At 69.7% G+C, this 17,862-nt stretch carries 18 protein-coding genes; 13 read left to right on the top strand and 5 right to left on the bottom strand.

Going from position 1 to position 17,862, the window contains the following annotated elements:
- Window positions 1-44: 44 nt before the first annotated feature.
- The 11 genes from ABZ396_RS18335 to ABZ396_RS18285 all read left to right on the top strand — a co-directional run bounded on the left by ABZ396_RS18335 (window position 45) and on the right by ABZ396_RS18285 (window position 9,923).
- Complete coding sequence (locus tag ABZ396_RS18335; protein ID WP_358924842.1) at window positions 45-1,253, top strand: pyridoxal phosphate-dependent aminotransferase; 1,209 nt, start codon at window positions 45-47, stop codon at window positions 1,251-1,253.
- Between the two features lie 30 nt (window positions 1,254-1,283).
- A complete protein-coding gene (locus tag ABZ396_RS18330) occupies window positions 1,284-1,814 on the top strand; it encodes a hypothetical protein (RefSeq protein WP_358924840.1) in 531 nt (176 codons plus the stop codon).
- 3 nt (window positions 1,815-1,817) lie between these two features.
- Window positions 1,818-2,426 carry a histidine phosphatase family protein gene (locus ABZ396_RS18325; protein ID WP_358924838.1) on the top strand — a complete coding sequence of 203 codons (609 nt, stop codon included), beginning with the start codon at window positions 1,818-1,820 and terminating at the stop codon, window positions 2,424-2,426.
- Between the two features lie 113 nt (window positions 2,427-2,539).
- Window positions 2,540-3,160 carry a hypothetical protein gene (locus ABZ396_RS18320; protein WP_358924836.1) on the top strand — a complete coding sequence of 207 codons (621 nt, stop codon included), beginning with the start codon at window positions 2,540-2,542 and terminating at the stop codon, window positions 3,158-3,160.
- 567 nt (window positions 3,161-3,727) lie between these two features.
- A complete protein-coding gene (locus tag ABZ396_RS18315) occupies window positions 3,728-5,002 on the top strand; it encodes an ATP-binding protein (RefSeq protein ID WP_358924834.1) in 1,275 nt (424 codons plus the stop codon).
- Window positions 4,999-5,400: a roadblock/LC7 domain-containing protein gene (locus ABZ396_RS18310; protein WP_358924832.1), complete on the top strand. Its 402-nt coding sequence runs from the start codon at window positions 4,999-5,001 to the stop codon at window positions 5,398-5,400. Before ABZ396_RS18315 ends, ABZ396_RS18310 begins: the two co-directional genes overlap by 4 nt.
- Window positions 5,397-5,777 carry a DUF742 domain-containing protein gene (locus ABZ396_RS18305; RefSeq protein WP_358924830.1) on the top strand — a complete coding sequence of 127 codons (381 nt, stop codon included), beginning with the start codon at window positions 5,397-5,399 and terminating at the stop codon, window positions 5,775-5,777. Before ABZ396_RS18310 ends, ABZ396_RS18305 begins: the two co-directional genes overlap by 4 nt.
- Entirely contained in the window at window positions 5,749-6,357 is a 609-nt protein-coding gene (locus tag ABZ396_RS18300) for an ATP/GTP-binding protein (RefSeq protein WP_358924828.1), read from the top strand. Before ABZ396_RS18305 ends, ABZ396_RS18300 begins: the two co-directional genes overlap by 29 nt.
- Window positions 6,358-6,407: 50 nt before the next feature.
- Entirely contained in the window at window positions 6,408-7,745 is a 1,338-nt protein-coding gene (locus tag ABZ396_RS18295; protein WP_358924826.1) for a cytochrome P450, read from the top strand.
- 103 nt (window positions 7,746-7,848) lie between these two features.
- Entirely contained in the window at window positions 7,849-9,111 is a 1,263-nt protein-coding gene (locus ABZ396_RS18290; RefSeq protein ID WP_358924824.1) for a cytochrome P450, read from the top strand.
- Entirely contained in the window at window positions 9,108-9,923 is an 816-nt protein-coding gene (locus ABZ396_RS18285; RefSeq protein WP_358924822.1) for an enoyl-CoA hydratase/isomerase family protein, read from the top strand. Before ABZ396_RS18290 ends, ABZ396_RS18285 begins: the two co-directional genes overlap by 4 nt.
- 297 nt (window positions 9,924-10,220) lie before the next feature.
- Here ABZ396_RS18285 and ABZ396_RS18280 read toward each other — a convergent pair whose 3' ends face one another.
- Window positions 10,221-10,622 (bottom strand): helix-turn-helix domain-containing protein, encoded by a 402-nt coding sequence (locus ABZ396_RS18280; RefSeq protein WP_358924820.1) that lies wholly within the window; start codon window positions 10,620-10,622, stop codon window positions 10,221-10,223.
- A 131-nt stretch (window positions 10,623-10,753) separates the two neighbouring features.
- Between ABZ396_RS18280 and ABZ396_RS18275 the strand changes: the two genes are divergently transcribed.
- On the top strand, window positions 10,754-12,199 hold the full coding sequence (locus ABZ396_RS18275; protein ID WP_358924818.1) for an MFS transporter: 1,446 nt from the start codon (window positions 10,754-10,756) through the stop codon (window positions 12,197-12,199).
- Window positions 12,200-12,238: 39 nt separating this feature from the next.
- On the opposite strand, the gene ABZ396_RS18270 is transcribed toward ABZ396_RS18275, so the two are convergent.
- Window positions 12,239-13,102, bottom strand: a complete 864-nt coding sequence (locus ABZ396_RS18270) for an NAD(P)H-binding protein (protein WP_358924816.1) — start codon at window positions 13,100-13,102, stop codon at window positions 12,239-12,241.
- Window positions 13,103-13,195: 93 nt separating this feature from the next.
- Here ABZ396_RS18270 and ABZ396_RS18265 point away from each other — a divergent pair, with 93 nt between their 5' ends.
- Window positions 13,196-13,990 carry a helix-turn-helix domain-containing protein gene (locus ABZ396_RS18265; RefSeq protein ID WP_358924883.1) on the top strand — a complete coding sequence of 265 codons (795 nt, stop codon included), beginning with the start codon at window positions 13,196-13,198 and terminating at the stop codon, window positions 13,988-13,990.
- Window positions 13,991-14,039: 49 nt separating this feature from the next.
- Here ABZ396_RS18265 and ABZ396_RS18260 read toward each other — a convergent pair whose 3' ends face one another.
- The 3 genes from ABZ396_RS18260 to ABZ396_RS18250 form a co-directional block, all read right to left on the bottom strand.
- The gene (locus tag ABZ396_RS18260) at window positions 14,040-14,660 is read right to left on the bottom strand and encodes a TMEM175 family protein (RefSeq protein WP_358924814.1); all 621 of its coding nucleotides are present in this window, start codon (window positions 14,658-14,660) and stop codon (window positions 14,040-14,042) included.
- A gap of 114 nt (window positions 14,661-14,774) precedes the next feature.
- Window positions 14,775-16,154 carry a nucleobase:cation symporter-2 family protein gene (locus ABZ396_RS18255; RefSeq protein ID WP_358924812.1) on the bottom strand — a complete coding sequence of 460 codons (1,380 nt, stop codon included), beginning with the start codon at window positions 16,152-16,154 and terminating at the stop codon, window positions 14,775-14,777.
- A gap of 276 nt (window positions 16,155-16,430) precedes the next feature.
- The gene (locus tag ABZ396_RS18250) at window positions 16,431-17,807 is read right to left on the bottom strand and encodes an 8-oxoguanine deaminase (RefSeq protein WP_358924810.1); all 1,377 of its coding nucleotides are present in this window, start codon (window positions 17,805-17,807) and stop codon (window positions 16,431-16,433) included.
- Window positions 17,808-17,862 lie beyond the last annotated feature (55 nt).

Genomic DNA, 17,862 nt, shown 5'->3' with positions numbered 1-17,862 from the left:
TTCTACTTGGTAAAACCAAGCAACACGAGTTTCCGGAGGGGCGCATGGAGTTCCGGCAGTCCAACAAGCTCAGCGAGGTCTGTTACGAGATCCGCGGACCGGTGATCGAGCACGCCAACGCGCTGGAGGAGGCGGGCCACAGTGTGCTGCGCCTGAACACCGGCAACCCCGCGCTGTTCGGCTTCGAGGCGCCGGAGGAGATCCTCCAGGACATGATCCGAATGCTCCCCCAGGCACACGGCTACACGGACTCGCGCGGCATCCTCTCCGCCCGCCGGGCCGTGGCCCAGCGCTACCAGGCGCTGGGCCTGGAGGTCGGCGTCGACGATGTCTTCCTCGGCAACGGCGTCTCGGAGCTGGTCTCCATGGCCGTACAGGCGCTGGTGGAGGACGGCGACGAGATCCTGATCCCAGCCCCGGACTTCCCCCTCTGGACGGCGGTGACCACCCTCGCCGGCGGCAAGGCGGTGCACTACCTCTGCGACGAACAGGCGGACTGGTACCCGGACCTGGCCGACATGGAGTCGAAGATCACGGACCGTACCAAGGCCGTCGTCCTCATCAACCCCAACAACCCCACTGGCGCCGTCTACCCGAAGGAGATCGTCGAGGGCATCCTCGACCTGGCCCGCCGGCACGGCCTGATGGTCTTCGCGGACGAGATCTACGACCAGATCCTGTACGACGACGCCGTCCACCACTCGGCCGCGGCCCTCGCCCCCGACCTGGTCGTCCTCACCTTCTGTGGCCTGTCGAAGACCTACCGGGTAGCCGGCTTCCGCTCGGGCTGGCTGGTGGTCAGCGGCCCCAGGCAGCACGCGAAGGACTACCTGGAGGGCCTGACCATGCTGGCCTCCATGCGACTGTGCGCCAACGCGCCCGCCCAGTACGCCATCCAGGCCGCGCTCGGCGGCCGCCAGTCCATCCGCGGACTCGTCGCCCCGGGCGGCCGGTTGCACGAGCAGCGCACGGTGGCCTGGGAGAAGCTCAACGAGATCCCCGGCGTGAGCTGCGTCAAGCCCAGGGGCGCCCTGTACGCGTTCCCGCGCATCGACCCCAAGGTCCACCGGATCCACGACGACGAGAAGTTCGTCCTGGACCTGCTCCTCCGGGAGAAGATCCAGGTCGTCCAGGGCACCGGGTTCAACTGGCCCACCCCCGACCACTTCCGCATCCTCACCCTCCCGTACGCGGACGACCTGGAGACGGCGATCGGCCGGATCGGGCGGTTCCTGAGCGGGTACCGGCAGTAGGTCCGTGCCCGGGCCGGGTAAGCCATCCCCATGACCCAGCGTCCACTGCTTCTCCTCGACGTCGACGGACCCCTCAACCCGTTCCGGGCCAGGCTGTTGTGGCATCGCGGGTACGTGACCCGCAGGCTGCGTCCGGCGAACTGGTCCGCCCGTCAGAAACCCGGCTCCCGCGAGTTGCGCCGCGGGCTGCGGGTGCGGCTGCACCCGGGTCACGGGGCACGGCTGCTCGCGCTTCCGTACGAACTGGCGCGGGCCACCACGTGGACGCATCAGGCCAACGAGATGATCGGTCCGGTCATCGGGCTGCCCGAGCTGCCCGTCATCGAGTGGCCCGAGCTGTTCGCCAAGGATCCGGAGGGGCTGTACTGGAAGACGCGGACCGTCGTGGCGTGGGCGGCGGGGCGGCCGTTCGTGTGGGTGGACGACATGGTCACCGAGCTCGACGTCCGCCATGTCGCCGAGCAGCAGGACGGGCCGGCGCTACTCCTTCCGGTCGATCCACGCCACGGCCTGCGGGCGCGTGAGTTCGCCGAACTGGAACGCTGGGCTCTTAGCCTCTGACGTATGGCTGATGTCTTTCTCGTCCGGCACGGTGAGACCGAGTGGTCGCGGTCCGGACGGCATACCGGTCGGACCGACGTGCCCCTCACCGAGCACGGGCGGGAGGAGACGCGGCGGCTGGTGCCGTTGATCCGCTCGCATCGCATCGGCGCCGCCTTCGTCAGCCCGCTGCAACGGGCGCGCGAAACAGCCGAGCTGATCGGCGTGCCCGATGCCCGGGTCGACGCGGACCTGCGGGAATGGGACTACGGCGGCTACGAGGGCGTGACCACCGCGGAGATCCAGCGCACCCGGCCCGGCTGGTTCCTCTTCACCGACGGGGTCGCACCCGGTCCGCCGGAGCACCCCGGGGAGACCCCCGAACAGGTCGGGGAGCGGGCCGACCGGATGCTGTCCAAGGTCGACGCGGCCCTCGCCGATACGGAAGGGGTCGTGCTGCTGGTGGCCCACGGCCACTTCCTGCGCGTCCTGACCGCCCGCCGCCTCGGCCTGCCACCGTCCGACGGGGCCCTCTTCCAACTGGCGACCGGGACACTGTGCCGGCTGAGCACGGAGCACGCACGGCCGGTGATCGCGGGATGGAACATCCGGCCGGGCGAGCCGAGCCAGTAGCCGCGATCGGCGGCCCGTGATCTTCGTCCGGTCGAGTGTCAGTGCACGGTCGTAGCCTTCGAAGCACGGATCGATACGCGCCCGTACGGATCGACGCCCGAGAGGAGCACACCGTGACCCGACCGCCCACCGCCGCGCAGCGGCGGCTCATCGACGCCGCCGATCCGGTCACCGGGCGGCTGCGGGGCACGGAGGCGCAGTTGGCGGCGCTGGTGAAGCGGGGGCTCGCCTTCCGGCACCCGCGCCCGCCGCACGACCACTTTCTGACGCCGGCGGGGCATCGGATACGGGAGGCGGCTCCGCAGCCCCAGGCAGTGGCCCCGGCCGAGCCCGACCGGGTGTTCGCCGCGCGGGTCGGCGGTGAGGAGGCCGCCGATGACGGGCCCGCGCGCGTGCGTGAGGTGCACAGCGCCTGGCAGGGGCTCCTTGAGTTGCGCCGGATGACCAATCCCGACGGCGCCACGGACCGGCCGTGCGGCTGGGAGCGTACGCATCTGGTGCGGGCCGCCGCGCTCGCCCTGGAGGCGGCCGGGCACCGGCCCGAGGGGCCGGCTGCCGCCGGCTACCGGGTGCGTGCGACCCCGCAGCCGCAGGCGGTCGCCGTGTACGCACCGGAGGGCGAGCCCCTGAGGGCGTGCGCGGCCACCCTGGAGCGGGCGGGGTGGCAGACCGGCGAGTACACGGAGCCGCGGACCAGAACCCGCTATCTGCTGGCATCGCCACGCCGGGTGTGACGGGCGTGTCAGGATGCCGTCCGATGTGCGGGGCCATCTGAACCAGGCGGTGCACCTCGACTACGCCGAACCCACGGGCTGGGGAGACAAGTCCGTACGCCGACAATGACCGTTGCGGAGATGGGCGAGAAGGGCCGAGCCGGCGCTGGTCGTCGCGTACGCTCGCATCCGCGTGCGCGAGGCCGCGGTCACGGTCACGGTCACGGTCACGGCACCATGGCCACGGCGATCCTCGACGCCCCGGCCGCATACACGGGCTTCCGTGCGACGGTCTGACGTCGCCGACGCTCAAAAGATCCATGGCCGTGAGCCCCACTGCGTGACCTTTGTGAAGGTCTCCAAGTGGCCTAGCGAGTAGGGCTGTTGGCTGTGTGACGAATGATAAGATCATCCCACGTTTCAGTAGGCTGACGGCGCGTCGCGTACGCGTACGGGGGACAGTCTCTAGGGCCCCATCGCGAAGGAGTAGCTGGTGGTCCGTCGGCTCGCTCTTCGGCCCCATCAGGCCGGGGAACGCCGAGGGACTCGCCTACAGCTCCTCACGCGAGGCGACGTGAAGAGAGTCTCATGACGTCATTCATCGATGATCCACTCCTGTGGATCTCGCTAGGTGTGCTCGCCGCTGCGGTTCTCGCAGTGTGGCGGGCGCGGAGAACCAACATCCAGCTCCGCGCGAACATCAAAGGCCTGGAGGGCAACCTTGCGTCGAAGGAGAGTTATCTCGCCAAGCTTGACACGTCCCATGCCTCTCTGAACGCCCGACACGCCGACGAGCTCGAGGAGGTACGCAAGGATGCCGCGTCCGCGACCAAGGCGACTCTGAAGTCGGCGATGGGCATACAGTCGGGACTCGCCGAGGAGCTTCTGGCGCTCCTGGATGCGCTGCAGAACAAGTACGGCGCGGACAGCGAAGTCCTCGCGGACCTGATGCAGGCGGATCACCTTGGCAACCAGTTCAGCCGCCGCGCCAAGGGCATCTCGCTGCTCTGCGGTGGGTGGTTGGGCCGGCGTGACGACCCTGCCTCCGTGTACGACGTAGCCCGCAATGCTCAGGGGCGGATCCGGGACTTCGGCCGGGTCAGGGTGAACTCGCAGGTCAATGCGTTCATCACGAGCACAGCGGTCGAACCGATCGCCATGGCCTTGGCTGAGTTGCTGGACAATGCAACGAAATACAGCGCCCCGGGCACGCCTGTGGAAGTCAACATCCAGCAGGTACCCACGGGCATTTGCCTGATCGTCGATGATGCAGGCCTGGGAATGGACCAGGAGACCAAGAGTCGGGCGGCGGCGCTGCTGTCCGCGACTGGACCTGTGGACATCACGAGTCTTGGCGATCCGCCCCAGTTCGGGTTCGCTCTCTGCGGGACTCTGGCCGAGCGTAACAAGTTCTTTGTCTCGGTTGATGCGGTGTCCCCCTACGGGGGTGTGCGTGCCGTAGTGCGTGTTCCGAGTGATCTTCTTTCCGCGGACATCCCCGACCCAGCAGATGCCGCGCAGGACGGTGCTGCCGACGAGCGCTCCGCACCCGGTGGCCCCGTTGTGATGCCCTCACGTGTCGTGGGGACGACGGCCGGTGGCCTTCCCAGACGCCGCAGGCGCGACCGGAGCACGGTGGCCATCGTCGCCCCGGCGGATGCAACGACGCCTGAGCCATCGGAGGCCTCGGACGAGAACAGAGCTCGGAGTCTGGGAGCCTTCGCCCGCGGAACCCGACTCGGCCGGGACTCCGCAGGGACGGACGGGACCGCCGCCCCGGCATCTTCGCCGCGTCTGGGATTCCCCCGCACCGCGACGCACGGGTACGACTCGGACAACACGGAAGGAACTCAGAACCAGTGAATCCCGATCTGTCGTGGGCGCTGAACGACGTGCTCGGTATCCGGGGAGGGCGTCACGCCATCCTCGTCTCGTCCGACGGCCTCCTGATGGAAAAGTCCGACGACATTGGTCGCGACGATGCCGAGACGAACGCCGCCGCAATGAGTTCCTTGCAGTCTCTCTGCAAAGCCATCGCCCCCTTCAGCGGCGGTGGAAGGGGAACCTGGAGGCAGACGCTCATCGAGTTCGACGGTGGCTGGATCGTCCTCTGTTCCGCGGGCAGCGACTCCTACCTGGCCGTCTCGGCATCGCTGGACGTCGACATGGAGGCGCTGTCGATCCGCATGCAGAAGACCGTGGGTGCACTGGCCGCGGCGCTGAGTGCGGCACCGCGCCAGAACACCGGCGTCGAGGCATGACCACGGCTGGCGGGGAGGACCTTCCGGTCACCAGCGAGTTCGTCCGCGCCTACGTCATCACCGGCGGGCGGCGTATCCCGTCCGACGACACCTTGTCCCTCCACATGCTGGTCACCCTGGCGCCCGGCAGAAGCATGCCGTTAGGGGCCAGCCCGGAGGTGACGGCCATCTGGGACCTCCTCGCGGGCGGGTTTCTGGCCGTCGCCGAAGTCGCCGGCCACGTGGGTCTACCAGTTGGCGTGGCCCGACTACTACTGACGGATTTATTCGAGCAGGGGCACCTCCTGCGCCGCGCTGAACCTGCCCCCGCCCTGCCCACCGACCGAGAGATCCTCGTAAAGGTTCTGCATGGACTCGAAAACCTCAACACCGGATGATCGCCGCGCGAATGGCTCCGTCTACGTCTCCGGCGCGGTGACCACCGCAGCGAAGATCTTGGTCGTGGGGCATTTCGCCGTCGGCAAGACCACCTTCATCGGATCTCTGTCAGAGATCACTCCACTACGTACCGAGGAGAAGATGACGCAGGCGTCCGTGCACGTCGACGACCTGCGCGGAGCGCCGGACAAGGTCACCACCACCGTGGCCCTGGACTTCGGCAGGCTCACCTTGAGCGAGGATCTGGTGCTGTACCTGTTCGGCACGCCCGGACAACAGCGCTTCATGCAACTGTGGGACGACATGGCCCGCGGAGCACTCGGAGCCCTGCTCCTGGTCGATCCTGCCCGGCTGGAAGAGTCGTTCCCCGTCATCGACCTGATCGACGATTACGGACTCCGGTACGCGATCGCCGTCAACGCCTTCCATGCCGACCAGCGGTTCGAGGAGGCGGAGATCCGTGAGGCACTGGACCTTCTCCCGGATACCCCCGTCGTCTACTGCGATGCCCGTGACCAGCGATCGTCCGCAAGCGCCTTGATCGAACTGGTCCGTCATCTGCTCGACCACTCCGCCTGACCCGCCTTCCGGCCCGGACTGCACCGTTCGGGCATGCAAAGGACACTCACATGGATGTTCGCCACACGGCTGCCACCGGCGCAGCCAGATGCCCCATGTACGACGGCGCCTTCGCCGACAACCCGCAGAAGGTCTACGACCAGATCCGGGCGCACGCGCCTGCAGGGCCGGTCGAACTCGCTCCCGGCGTAGACGCGACCCTGGTCGTAGGCCACGAGATGGCGCTGCGCGTGCTGCAGAGTTCCGGGCTGTTCGTGCGGGACGCTCGCCGCTGGGCCGCGCTCAACGACGGCCGCGTTCCCCTCGACAGCCCTGTCCTGGCCATGATGGCCTTCCGGCCCAACTGCCTGTTCACTGACGGCGCCGTGCACCAGCGGCTCCGTACGGCTGTCACCGAGAGTCTCGACCGTCTCAACACCACGCGGATCCGGCGCGACGTCGAGCCGATCACGGCCTACCTCATCGACAGGTTCAGCGAGCAGGGCCAGGCAGACCTGATCAACGACTACGCGAAGCTGTTGCCGTTGCTGCTGTTCAACAAGCTCTTCGGCTGCCCGGCCGACATCGGTGACACCGTCACGAGTGCGCTCTCTGACATTTTCGACGGCAAGGACGCGCTGCGCGCCAGCGAGGACCTCACCGCCGCGCTCATGGAGCTGATCGCTCTCAAGCGTCGTGAGCCCGCCGACGATGTCACCTCCTGGCTCATCCAGCATCCCGCCGGCCTCACCGACCAAGAACTCTCCGACCAGCTGGTGATGCTGATGGGGGCCGGCGCCGAACCCGAACGCAACCTCATCGCCAACGCCCTCCTGGTGCTCCTTGGACATGAGGGCGGATCGAGCATGCAGGTCGAGGACGCCCTCGATCACGTGCTCCTACGCATGACGCCCATCGCCAACTACGCCACGCACTATCCGTTGCAGGACATCGACCTCGGCGGATACGTGGCGGAGGCGAACAGCCCGGTCGTCATCAGCTTCGCAGGCGCCAACGGCGATCCCGTCCTCACGCAGGCCAGCCACGCGCAGGCCAGGGGCGCCCACCTGGCCTGGGGCGCAGGAGCGCACGCCTGTCCGGTCAAAGGCACGGCCCGGGTCATCGCGAGCACTGCCATCGAACAGCTGCTCAACGCACTGCCCGATGTCTCCCTCGCCGTCCCGGCCCACGAACTGCGCTGGCGCCCCGGTCCCTTCCACCGCGCCCTCTTCGACTTCCCCGCGAAGTTCAGCCCTGTACCGGCCAGTCGGCGGGCTTCGTCATCCCCGTCCCATCGGCCCGCTCGCTCTGCTCAACCCGCCCCTGCGGCAGCGGGCAGCGCCCCCCTGCCACAGCAGCAGACCAGGAAAGGACTCTGGCGGAGTTTCCTCGACATCTTCTCGGCGTGAAGCACGACATGTGACAGGGGCAACACGCACAGGCGCATGACAAGTGAGGGGGGAAGGGTAGGTTCCGCCGGTAACGGAAGCGCTCGGTCAAAAGGAGCTACGCGTGACCGCCGTCGGCGACATAATCGGCACCACCCCAGACCGCCGATCCGTCATCTCCCTTCTCCGGCGCCTGCGTTCCCCCGCAGGCCGGAGCAACCCCCAGCTTGTCTGGCACCAACTGCGCTCCCTCGGGGACGTCGTAGCCGCCCCCTGGGGTGGCTACCTGGTCACCGGTTACGACGCGTGCAACCAGGTCCTGCGCGGCAGGACCTGGCTCGCACCGGACCTCGCCTGGCAAGCACGGCAGCCGAACACGGCACGCTGGCAGGCCCCCGCCACCCAGGCGATCAGCCGAGCCCTGTTCCGGCTCAACCCGCCCGCTCACACGAGTCAGCGTCGCGGCCTCGGCAATCTCTTCGACCACGGCACCCTCGCCACGCTAGAGCCCCGCATCGCCGACCACGTCACCCGGATCGTCGACGAACTGGCCGATCGAATACGCCGCGACGGCGAGGCAGACTTCGTCACCCTCGTCGGCGACCAACTCCCGGTCCTGACCGTCGGCGAATGGCTCGACATCCCCGCCCGGGACCACGCGCACATCCTCGACTTCACCCACCGCCAGGTGTACTCCCAGGAACTGCTCCCCACCAAGAGCGAACTGGCCATCTCCGCCCAGGCCACCTTGGACATGCGCAGCTATTTCACCGGGCTCATCCAAGAACGCCGTGCCGCCCCAGGCAGTGACGTCATATCGGGCTGGATCCGGTACTGGGACGCGCAGTATCCAGACGATCAGGCCGCCGCCGACCAGACCGTCTACGACCTGGTCATGTTCATCACCATCGCCTCCCTGGAGACCTCAGCGACATTGATGGCCAACGCCGTCTGGTTCGTCTCCCAGGACAGCGACCAGTGGGCATGGCTGCGCCACCATCCCGATCACGTCGACGACGCCGTCGAGGAGGCCCTGCGCTACGACCCGCCCGTCCACTTCAACACCCGCATCGCCGCCGAGCCCAGCGTCCTGGCCGGCACCCCGATCGCCCAGGACCAGATGGTCCACGTGATGTACGGCGCTGCCGCCCACGACCCGAGACGCAACGAGAACCCGGAACGCTTCGACATCCTGCGCAACGGCGCGCACATGACGTTCGGAGGGGGCATCCACTACTGCCTCGGCGCTGCACTTGCCCGTCTGGAGGCCCGCACGCTGCTGACCGAACTCCTTCGACGGTTCGAGACCCTGCGTCCCACCTCTGCCCCGGTTTACGCTCCCCGGATGGTCTTTCGGAGAGTGACCTCCCTGAAAGTGAGCACATGACAAAGCCCACCGTCCTCAAGCCTCCTGTCGAGCTGAAGACGTTGCGTGTGCGTGAGCTCGGGACCGTCCTGGCCATCGAGCTCAACATGCCTGGGCAGGGCAACGTTGTCACCGATGCCATGCTGGACGACCTCCAAGCCGTCCTCGACCGACAGGAGCCGGACATCCGGGCCGTCGTACTCGCCGGGGCAGGAGAAGACTTCTGTGTCGGCGGGGACCGCACCGAGCACGCAGAGTCCCTGCTCCTGGACCCTGCCGGCGGAGGCGTCCGCGCCTCCGGGCACAAGGCCCGCCGCGTCTGCGAGAGCCTTGCGAGCAACCCCGCGGTCACCATCGCCCGCATTCACGGCAAGGCGATCGGAGCGGGCCTGGCCCTCGCCCTTGCCTGCGACCTGCGCGTCGCTGCCGACACGGCAACCTTTCGGCTCCCCGAGCTCGCGTTCGGCCTTCCCGCAGCCTGGGGCGGCCTCCTGCCGCGCCTCCTCAGCGAAATCGGGCCCGCCTGCGCCCGCGAGCTCATCCTCACCGGACGATCCTTCGACGCCGCGGAGGCCCTTTCGCTGTCTCTCCTGCAGAAGGTCGTCCCCGCATCCAGCCTCGACGCAGCGGTCGAGGGGTGGATCAATCCTCTCCTCCGAAGACCAGCCACCGCTCTACGGGTCACGAAGTCACTGTTCAACTCCTATGCCGCTGCCGCACGCCTTGCGGACGTATCCGCCCTGGATCCCGAGCTCATGGCTGCCGCCATGATCGAGACAGAGCAGGTCCGGGCGAACGGTGCCGGTTTCCACCGTCCTCACCTATCGGGCTGACACACGCGCCGGCGGCCGGCCGGAACTGACCGCGCAAGTTGGCTGCGGCCGGCCAGGGCGCCGCTTCCTGGTCTCGCAGCCTGACGATTCCCACCGCCTCCGGACGGGCTCAGCGCCCGCCGGTGCCCACCGATCCCGTCCGTGGGCACCGGCGGGCGGATCGATGACTGAACGCCAGACAAAGCCAACGATCGCGGCGCGCGGCGTGGCCAGGGCGACGCCCATCCGGTCGGCGAGCACCGGCATCGAAGCCACACCGGCTGAGTGGTCCCGCCGAAGCTCTGCGTCCAACGCCTTCTACGCGTCGAGCAGTTCGGGCTGGTGCTCGGCGTCGTAGGCCGCCCGCGCCTGCGCGATGTAGCCGCGGTTGCGCTCGGCCCAGTCGGTCAGCCGCTGCAAAGTCTCGTGCAGCTCCTGGGCCACCGGGGTGAGTCCGTACTCCACCTTCGGGGGCACCGTCGGATACACGGTGCGGGTCACCAGCCCGTCGCGCTCCAGGTTGCGCAGGGTGAGGGTCAGCATCCGGCGGCTGATGCCCTCGATACTGCGCTCCAGCTCGGTGAAGCGGATGGGGCCGTGCGAGGCCGCGACCAGGATCTGGACGCTCCATTTGCCGGCGACCCTGTCAAGAACCTCACGGACCGGGCAGGTGCCCGCGTTCACCACCTGGACGGTCACACCGGTGTTCCTCTGGGACATCGAGCTGCCTCCTTACGTCTCCCCCCATGGTCACTCACCATGAACTCCGTTACAAGTCGTGCACCTTGTACACGATCGGTTCCTGTTCATCTGCCTGGTGAGTTTCTACGGCGATTGCGGAGGCCAAGGCCATGTCGACCACGACCGGAACACCGCCACCGACGCCGACGGCCCCGGTGGCACTCTCACGAACATACCCCCGTTGGGCGTCCCTCGCCGTTCTGTGCGCGGGGGCGCTGATGACGGTCCTCGACGGCACCATCGTCACGGTGGCGATGCCGGCCATCCAGCGCGACCTGGGTTTCAGCGGCCCCGGGCTGGCCTGGGTCGTCAACGCGTATCTGATCCCGTTCGGCGGGCTGCTCCTGCTGGCGGGCCGTCTCGGCGACCTGCTGGGCCGCAAGCGGATGTTCACGACGGGCCTCGCCCTGTTCACGGTCGCCTCCGTGCTGTGCGCGGTGGCGACCGGGCAGGGCGTGCTGATCGCGGCGCGGGCGACGCAGGGCGCGGGCGGGGCGATGACCTCGGCGGTGGTGCTCGGCATGCTGGTCGCCCTCTTCCCGGAGCCGCGTGAACAGGGCCGCGCCATCGCGGTGTTCAGCGCGGTCGGTGCGGCGGGCGGGGCGCTCGGCACCTTCCTCGGCGGGGCGCTCACCCAGGCGCTGAGCTGGCACTGGATCTTTCTGATCAACCTGCCGACGGGACTGGCCGCCTGGTTCGCGGCCGCCCGGATCCTCGCCCCGGAGCGGGGCGCCGGCCTCCGCCAGGGCGCCGACTTCCCGGGCGCCGCGCTGGTCACCGGAGCCCTGATGCTCACGGTCTACGTCATCGTCGGCGCCGGCGACCGAGGCCCGCTCGCCACCCTCCTCCTGACGGCCCTGGCCGTCGCCCTGTCGACGGGCTTCGCCCTCCGCCAGGCACGTGCCCGGCGCCCACTGCTCCGCCTGCGGCTGCTGCGCTCCCGGCTGCTCGCCGGTGCCAACGCCGTACAGGTGCTGATGATCGCGACGATGTACGGCTTCCAGTTCCTCGGTGCGCTCTATCTCCAACGTGTGCTGGGATACGGCGAGTTGGCGACCGGCATGGCCTTTCTGCCCGCTCCGGTCGCGATCGGGCTGCTGATGCTGGGCCTGTCCGCGCGGACGATCGCCCGCTGCGGCGCGTACCGGGTCCTGCTCTGCGGTCTGGTGCTGATCGCCGCCGGGATGGCCCTGTTGAGCCGGACGCCGGTCGGTGCCTCCTACGTCGTCGACGTGCTGCCGCCGCTGCTGTTGCTCGCCGCGGGGTTCGCCGCGGGGATGCCGGCGCTGACCGGGCTCGCGATGTCCGGGGCGCGCGAGGAGGACGCGGGTCTGGCGTCCGGGCTGTTCAGCACCACACAGGTGGTGGGCGGTTCGCTGGGCCTTGCGGTACTGAGCACACTGGCGGCGAGCCGCACCGGCGGACTGCTCGACGGGGGCGCGGAGTTGATTGCCGCCACGGCGGAGGGCTACCGGCTGGCGTTCCGGGCGGCCACCGGGATCGCTGTGGCCACCCTGGTGCTGGCGGCGGCGGTACTGCGGCCGCGGAACCGGTGAGCCGGACCACGGCCACCGCGGGCCTTGGCCGACTACCTCTCAACTCGCCTCGAAAAGCTCCTTGTTGTCCTCGGCCCAGGTGCGGAAGGTCCGGGCCGGGCGGCCCAGCACCTCGGCCACGTCCTCGGTGACCGTCGCGTTGCCTCCGGCGCGGATGAACGCCACGCCGGTCAGGGCGCCTTCCGCCCGGGTCTCGTCCATGCCCCAGGCCGTGCGGAGGAAGTCGCGGGTCTCGTGCGGGGACAGGTCCCGGGTCGGGACCGGGCGGCCGAGGACCTCGGCGAGTACGGTGGCCTGGCCGGGCACAGTGATCGCCTCGGGACCGGTCAGGACGTACGTCCGCCCGGCGTGCCCGGCGTCGAGCAGGGCCCGGACCGCCACCTCCGCGATGTCGCGCGGGTCGATCACGCCCGACGCGCCGTCCCCGGTCATGTTGGGCACCGGCCGGCCCACCCGGAGCGCTTCCCTCCAGGTCAGCGTGTTGGAGGCGAACGACGACGGCTGGAGCACCGTCCAGGCGAGCCCGCTGTCCCGCACCGCCCGCTCGCCGTCGGCATGCCACTGCGCGGAGGGGCCGGAAGCGGGATCGCCGGTGGCGATGGCGGAGAGCTTCACCAGCCGGTCCACGCCCGCGGTCCGCGCCGCGGCGACCAGCGCCGCGTCCTCTCCCTCGTCGGGGCCGGGCGGCCGGAGCAGGAACGCGGCCCTCGCGCCGGCCAGCGCTGCGTCCAGGGACGCGGGGTCGCCGTAGTCCCCGCGCACCACCTCCACCCCGGCGGGCACCCGCGCCTTCGCCGGGTCGCGGGTGAGCGCGCGCACCTTCGCACCGCGCTCGGCCAACTGTCGTACGACGTCACTACCGATGGTGCCCGTGGCACCCGTCACCAGAATCATGTGGTCCACGGTCGGCCCGCCCGGGTGGCCGGCTCTTGGAAATTCCGGCACGGCCGGCCCGCCCGGACCCTGGCGCGGGTCGCTTACCGTGGAAGCGTGCCGATGACCATCGCCCAGTCGCTTCCGGACCCGCCCGAGGGACTGCGCCCGTGGGTCGCCGAGGTGCGGACGATGTCCTTCACCGAGCCGCCCGAGGGAACGTTCGTCCAGTTGCCGGACGCGGTGACCAAGGTGGTGCTGCGGGTGACGGGGGACGGACGGCGTGACGTCCTGGCCGTCGGGCCGCGGGTGCGGGCGACCTACCACGCGGGGAAGTCCCATATCTCGTGTGTGGAGCTGCGCCTCGCTCCGGGTACCGCCCGGCCCCTGCTGGGTGTTCCGGCGGCGCGGCTGGTCGGCCGGGTGGTGCCGCTGGACGGTCTGCCGGGCGGGGTGGCCCGCCGGTTCGCGCGTGAGGTGCGGTGGCTGGACCCGCGGGAGGCGCTGCCGCACATCACCGAGGTGCTGCCCGGGATGCTGTCGGAGCAGACGGACCCGGCCCGGACGGCGCTGCTGCGGGCGGGCGTCGAGGCGTTGTCGGTGCGGCTGGACGGGGCGCCCGCACAGGTGCGGGACGTGGCCCGGGAACTTGCCGTCAGCGAACGTCAGTTGCGGAACCTGTTCACCGACGGGATCGGTGTCTCCCCGAAGCACTACGCCCGTATCGACCGCGTCCGCACGCTCGCCGCCCGGGCGGGCAGCGCGGGCTGGTCCGAACTGGCCGCCGCCACCGGCTACTTCGACCAGTCGCACATGACGACCGACTTCCGTGCGCTGATGGGCGTCCCACCCCGCTCGTACATGACCGGCCGGCTCCCCGCGCTCAGCCCCTGCCAGGCGTTCCGGGCCGCCGGCTGAGTCAGGCCCAGCCGCTACGTCTGCGTCGGCGCGGGTCTGCTCGCCGGCCTCATGGCGTGGCCGGGTCCCGGCGGGTCGGGACCGGTACCTGGTTGAAGCCGTAGTAGATGGCCAGCAGGCCGTGTGCGGCCAGGGTGACCGGCGCGGAGACGAAGGCCAGGCCGACCGTGATCGGGTAGCCCAGTGAGCCGAGGGCGAAGCGGGCCCGGGTCGCTCGCGCGGCCTCGGCGTCGACGCGGGCGTCGAAGAGATGCCCCGTACGGGTGAGATGCCACCACAGGGCCTGGAAGGCGGCCGCCATCAGCACCATCACCAGGCTGTAGACGGCCGCCGCCGTGTGCGAGGACGCGTCCTCGCGCAGGTACTCGGCGAGCATCGCCGTCGGCCAGGGCACCGCGGCCACCACCATCAGCACCAGCAGGTTCAGGAACATCAGTGTCCGGTCGACCCGGGCCACATAGCTGAACACCTGGTGATGGTTGACCCACATGATCCCGATGACCAGGAAGCTCACCGCGTAGGCGGCGTACGAGGGCCACTGCTCGCCCACCGCCCGCCAGAGACTGTCGTGTTCACCGACCTTGGGTACCTTGATGTCCAGAACGAGAAGGGTGACCGCGATCGCGAAGACGCCGTCGCTGAAGGCCTCCACGCGGCCCGACTCGTTCATGCGCACTCCCCCGTCGACTCACAGTGACTTCCTACCGGCATCCGACGGCATTCCCAAATCGGCCCGCCGGTCTCACGTCGGCTTCGGCGGCAAGTGGACGGTGCACTGGGGCAGTTACGAGATGGACTGAGGTGACGCGAGGGGCGCCGCCCCTGCGGCTTCGGGGACCGTGCCCGTCGCTTCAGCGGGCCGCCGACCGAGGTGGTTGAAGACGAGGTTGAGCAGTACGGCGGCCACGCAGCCCGTCGAGATGCCCGAGTCCAGGACGATCCGGGCGGTCTCCGGGAAGGCGTGGTAGAAGTCCGGCGCGGTGATCGGGACGATGCCGACGGCGAGGGACACGGCGACGATCAGGACGTTCTCGTCCTCCTCCAGGCCGGCCTTGACCAGCGTCTGGATGCCGCTGGCCGCCACCGAGCCGAAGAGGACCACGCCCGCGCCTCCGAGCACCGGGCGGGGTACGACGGCGATCAGCGAGGCGGCCATCGGGCACAGGCCCATCAGCACCAGGAAGCCGCCGCCGGCCGCGACCACGAAGCGGCTGCGGATGCGGGTCATCGCGACCAGGCCGATGTTCTGCGCGAAGGCGCTGCACATGAACCCGTTGAAGAGCGGGCTGATCGCGGAGCCGAGGGTGTCGGCGCGCAGCCCGGCCGCGATCGTCCGCTCGTCGGCGGGGCGTTCGACGATCTCGCCCAGCGCCAGCATGTCCGCGGTCGACTCGGTCATCGAGACCACCATCACCACGCACATGGAGAGGATCGCGGCGACCTGGAACTGCGGGGCACCGAAGTGGAAGGGGGTCGGGAAGCCGATGACGTCCGCGTCCACGACCGGGCCGAAGTCCGTGACGCCGAACGGGAGGGCGACGAGCGTGCCGGCGACCAGGCCGATCAGCACGGCGATCTGTTTGACGAAGCCCCGGGTGAAGCGGCGCAGGAGCAGGACCATGAGGAGGGTCAGGGCTGCCAGGCCCAGGTACTTGGCCGAACCGTAGTCGTCGGCCGCCGGAGCGGGGCCCTGCGCCCAGCCGAAGGCCACCGGGAGCAGCGAGACGCCGATGAGGGTGATGACCGTACCGGTGACGACGGGCGGGAAGAACCGGACCGCCCTGCTGAAGAAGGGGGCGGCGAGGAAGCCGAGGAGGCCGGCGACGATCACCGCGCCGAAGATGACCGGCAGGGCGTCGGACCTGTCGTGGGTGGAGGCGGCGATCGCGGTCATCGGGGCAACCCCGGCGAAGGTGACGCCGTTGACGAAGGGCAGCCGGGCGCCGATCTTCCAGACGCCGAGGGTCTGGAGGAAGGTGGCGAGGCCCGCGGTGAAGAGGCAGGCGCCGGTGAGGAAGGTCAGTTCGGTGCCGGACAGACCGATGGCCGCGCCGACGATCAGGGGCGGGGCGACGACACCGGCGTACATGGCGGCCACGTGCTGAAGGCCCGTGGTGGCCATTTTCAGGGGCGGAAGTTTCTCGTCGACAGGGTGCGGGGACACGGCGGCTCTCCTCCGGTCGGGTACACGGCGGCTCTGGCGCGGGTTTCAGGGAGGTGGTGCGTTGTCGGTCATGGGGGCACCTCCCGCTCGAGCGAAGCCGGGAGTGGCGGAGGGACCGAGGGGGGACGGTGACCGTTCCCGGGCGCGCGCTGGGAAGCACGCGCCCAGGAGACGGCCGCCATGGACCCCGCTCGGGTCCACGGCTGCCGGCCGGAAGCCGTCCCTCCCAGCCGGAGCTCAGATGCCGTACCGCAAGTGCCGTACGGCGAAGAAAAGTTACTGCGCGGCGATGTGTGCCAGCCGCTGGGCCTCGGCCCGCGTGGAGCGGGCGATCGCGTCCTCGTCGACGTGCAGCAGGCGGTTGCCCTCGACGATCTGACGGCCGTTCACTAAGGAGGCCGTGACCGGGGCGGCCGCGCCGAAGACCAGGGCGGTCACCGGGTCGGCGATGGAGGCGTGCGCGAGGGTGTCCAGCTTCCAGAGCACCAGGTCGGCGAGCTTGCCGGGCTCCAGCGAGCCGATCTGGCTCGCGCGGCCCAGGACCTGGGCGCCGCCGTAGGTGCCGAGGCGCAGCGCCTGGCGGGCGTTGAGGGCGGCCTCCTTGTGTGCGCCGAGGCGGTTGATCAGCAGCGCGTTGCGCAGCTCGGTGTGGAGTTCGCCGGACTCGTTGGACGCCGTGCCGTCGACGCCGAGGCCGACCGGGACGCCGGCCGCCAGCATCTCGGGGACGCGGGCGATGCCGGCCGCCAGACGGGCGTTGGACGAAGGACAGTGGGCGACACCGGTCTTCGTACGGGCGAAGGCGGCGATGTCGGAGTCGTTCATGTGGACGCAGTGCGCCATCCACACGTCCTCGCCGAGCCAGCCGGTGGACTCGAAGTAGTCGGTCGGGCCCATCCCGAACAGCTCCTTGCAGAACTGCTCCTCCTCGACGGTCTCCGAGCCGTGGGTGTGCAGGCGTACGCCGAGTCGGCGTGCCAACTCGGCTCCCTGACGCAGGAGTTCGGTGGAGACGGAGAAGGGCGAGCAGGGGGCCACGGCCACCTGGGTCATGGCGTCGAAGGAGGGGTCGTGGTGCTCCTTGACGGTCGTCTCGGTGGCGGCGAGGGCGCCTTCGAGGGTCTCGACGGCGAAGTCCGGGGGCAGTCCGCCGTCCTTCTCGCTGCGGTCCATGGAGCCGCGGGCGAGGGTGAAGCGGACGCCCATCTCGCGGGCGGCGCGGATGATCGCGCCGGAGGGGTCGCCGGAGTCCTTCGGGTAGACGTAGTGATGGTCCATCGCGGTGGTGACACCGCCACGGGCCATCATCGCGAGCGAGCCCTGGGCGGCCGCGTACACCATCGGCTCGTCGATGCGCGCCCAGGTCGGATACAGCGCGACCAGCCAGTTGAAGAGGTTGTGGTCGGTGGCCAGGCCCCGGGTGATCCACTGGTAGTAGTGGTGGTGGGTGTTGACCAGGCCGGGGGTCACCAGGTGGCCGGTGGCGTCGATACGGCGTACGACGTTCTCCAGGCCCTCGGGGGCCTTGCCCGCGCCGAGCGACTCGATGCGGTTGCCGGCGATGACGACATACCCGTGCGCGTACTCCGTGTCGTGGGCGTCGACGGTCGCGATCGAACAGTTCTCGATGACGATGCGCTGGGCTGCTGCCATGATTCGTCCTTTTCGCTCAATGGACTTGGGGTGAGGGCACGGCAGGACCCCGGGG

The sequence above is a fragment of the Streptomyces sp. NPDC005866 genome (assembly GCF_040629895.1).
Lineage (GTDB): Bacteria > Actinomycetota > Actinomycetes > Streptomycetales > Streptomycetaceae > Streptomyces.
This window is presented reverse-complemented; position numbering and strand designations above follow the sequence as displayed.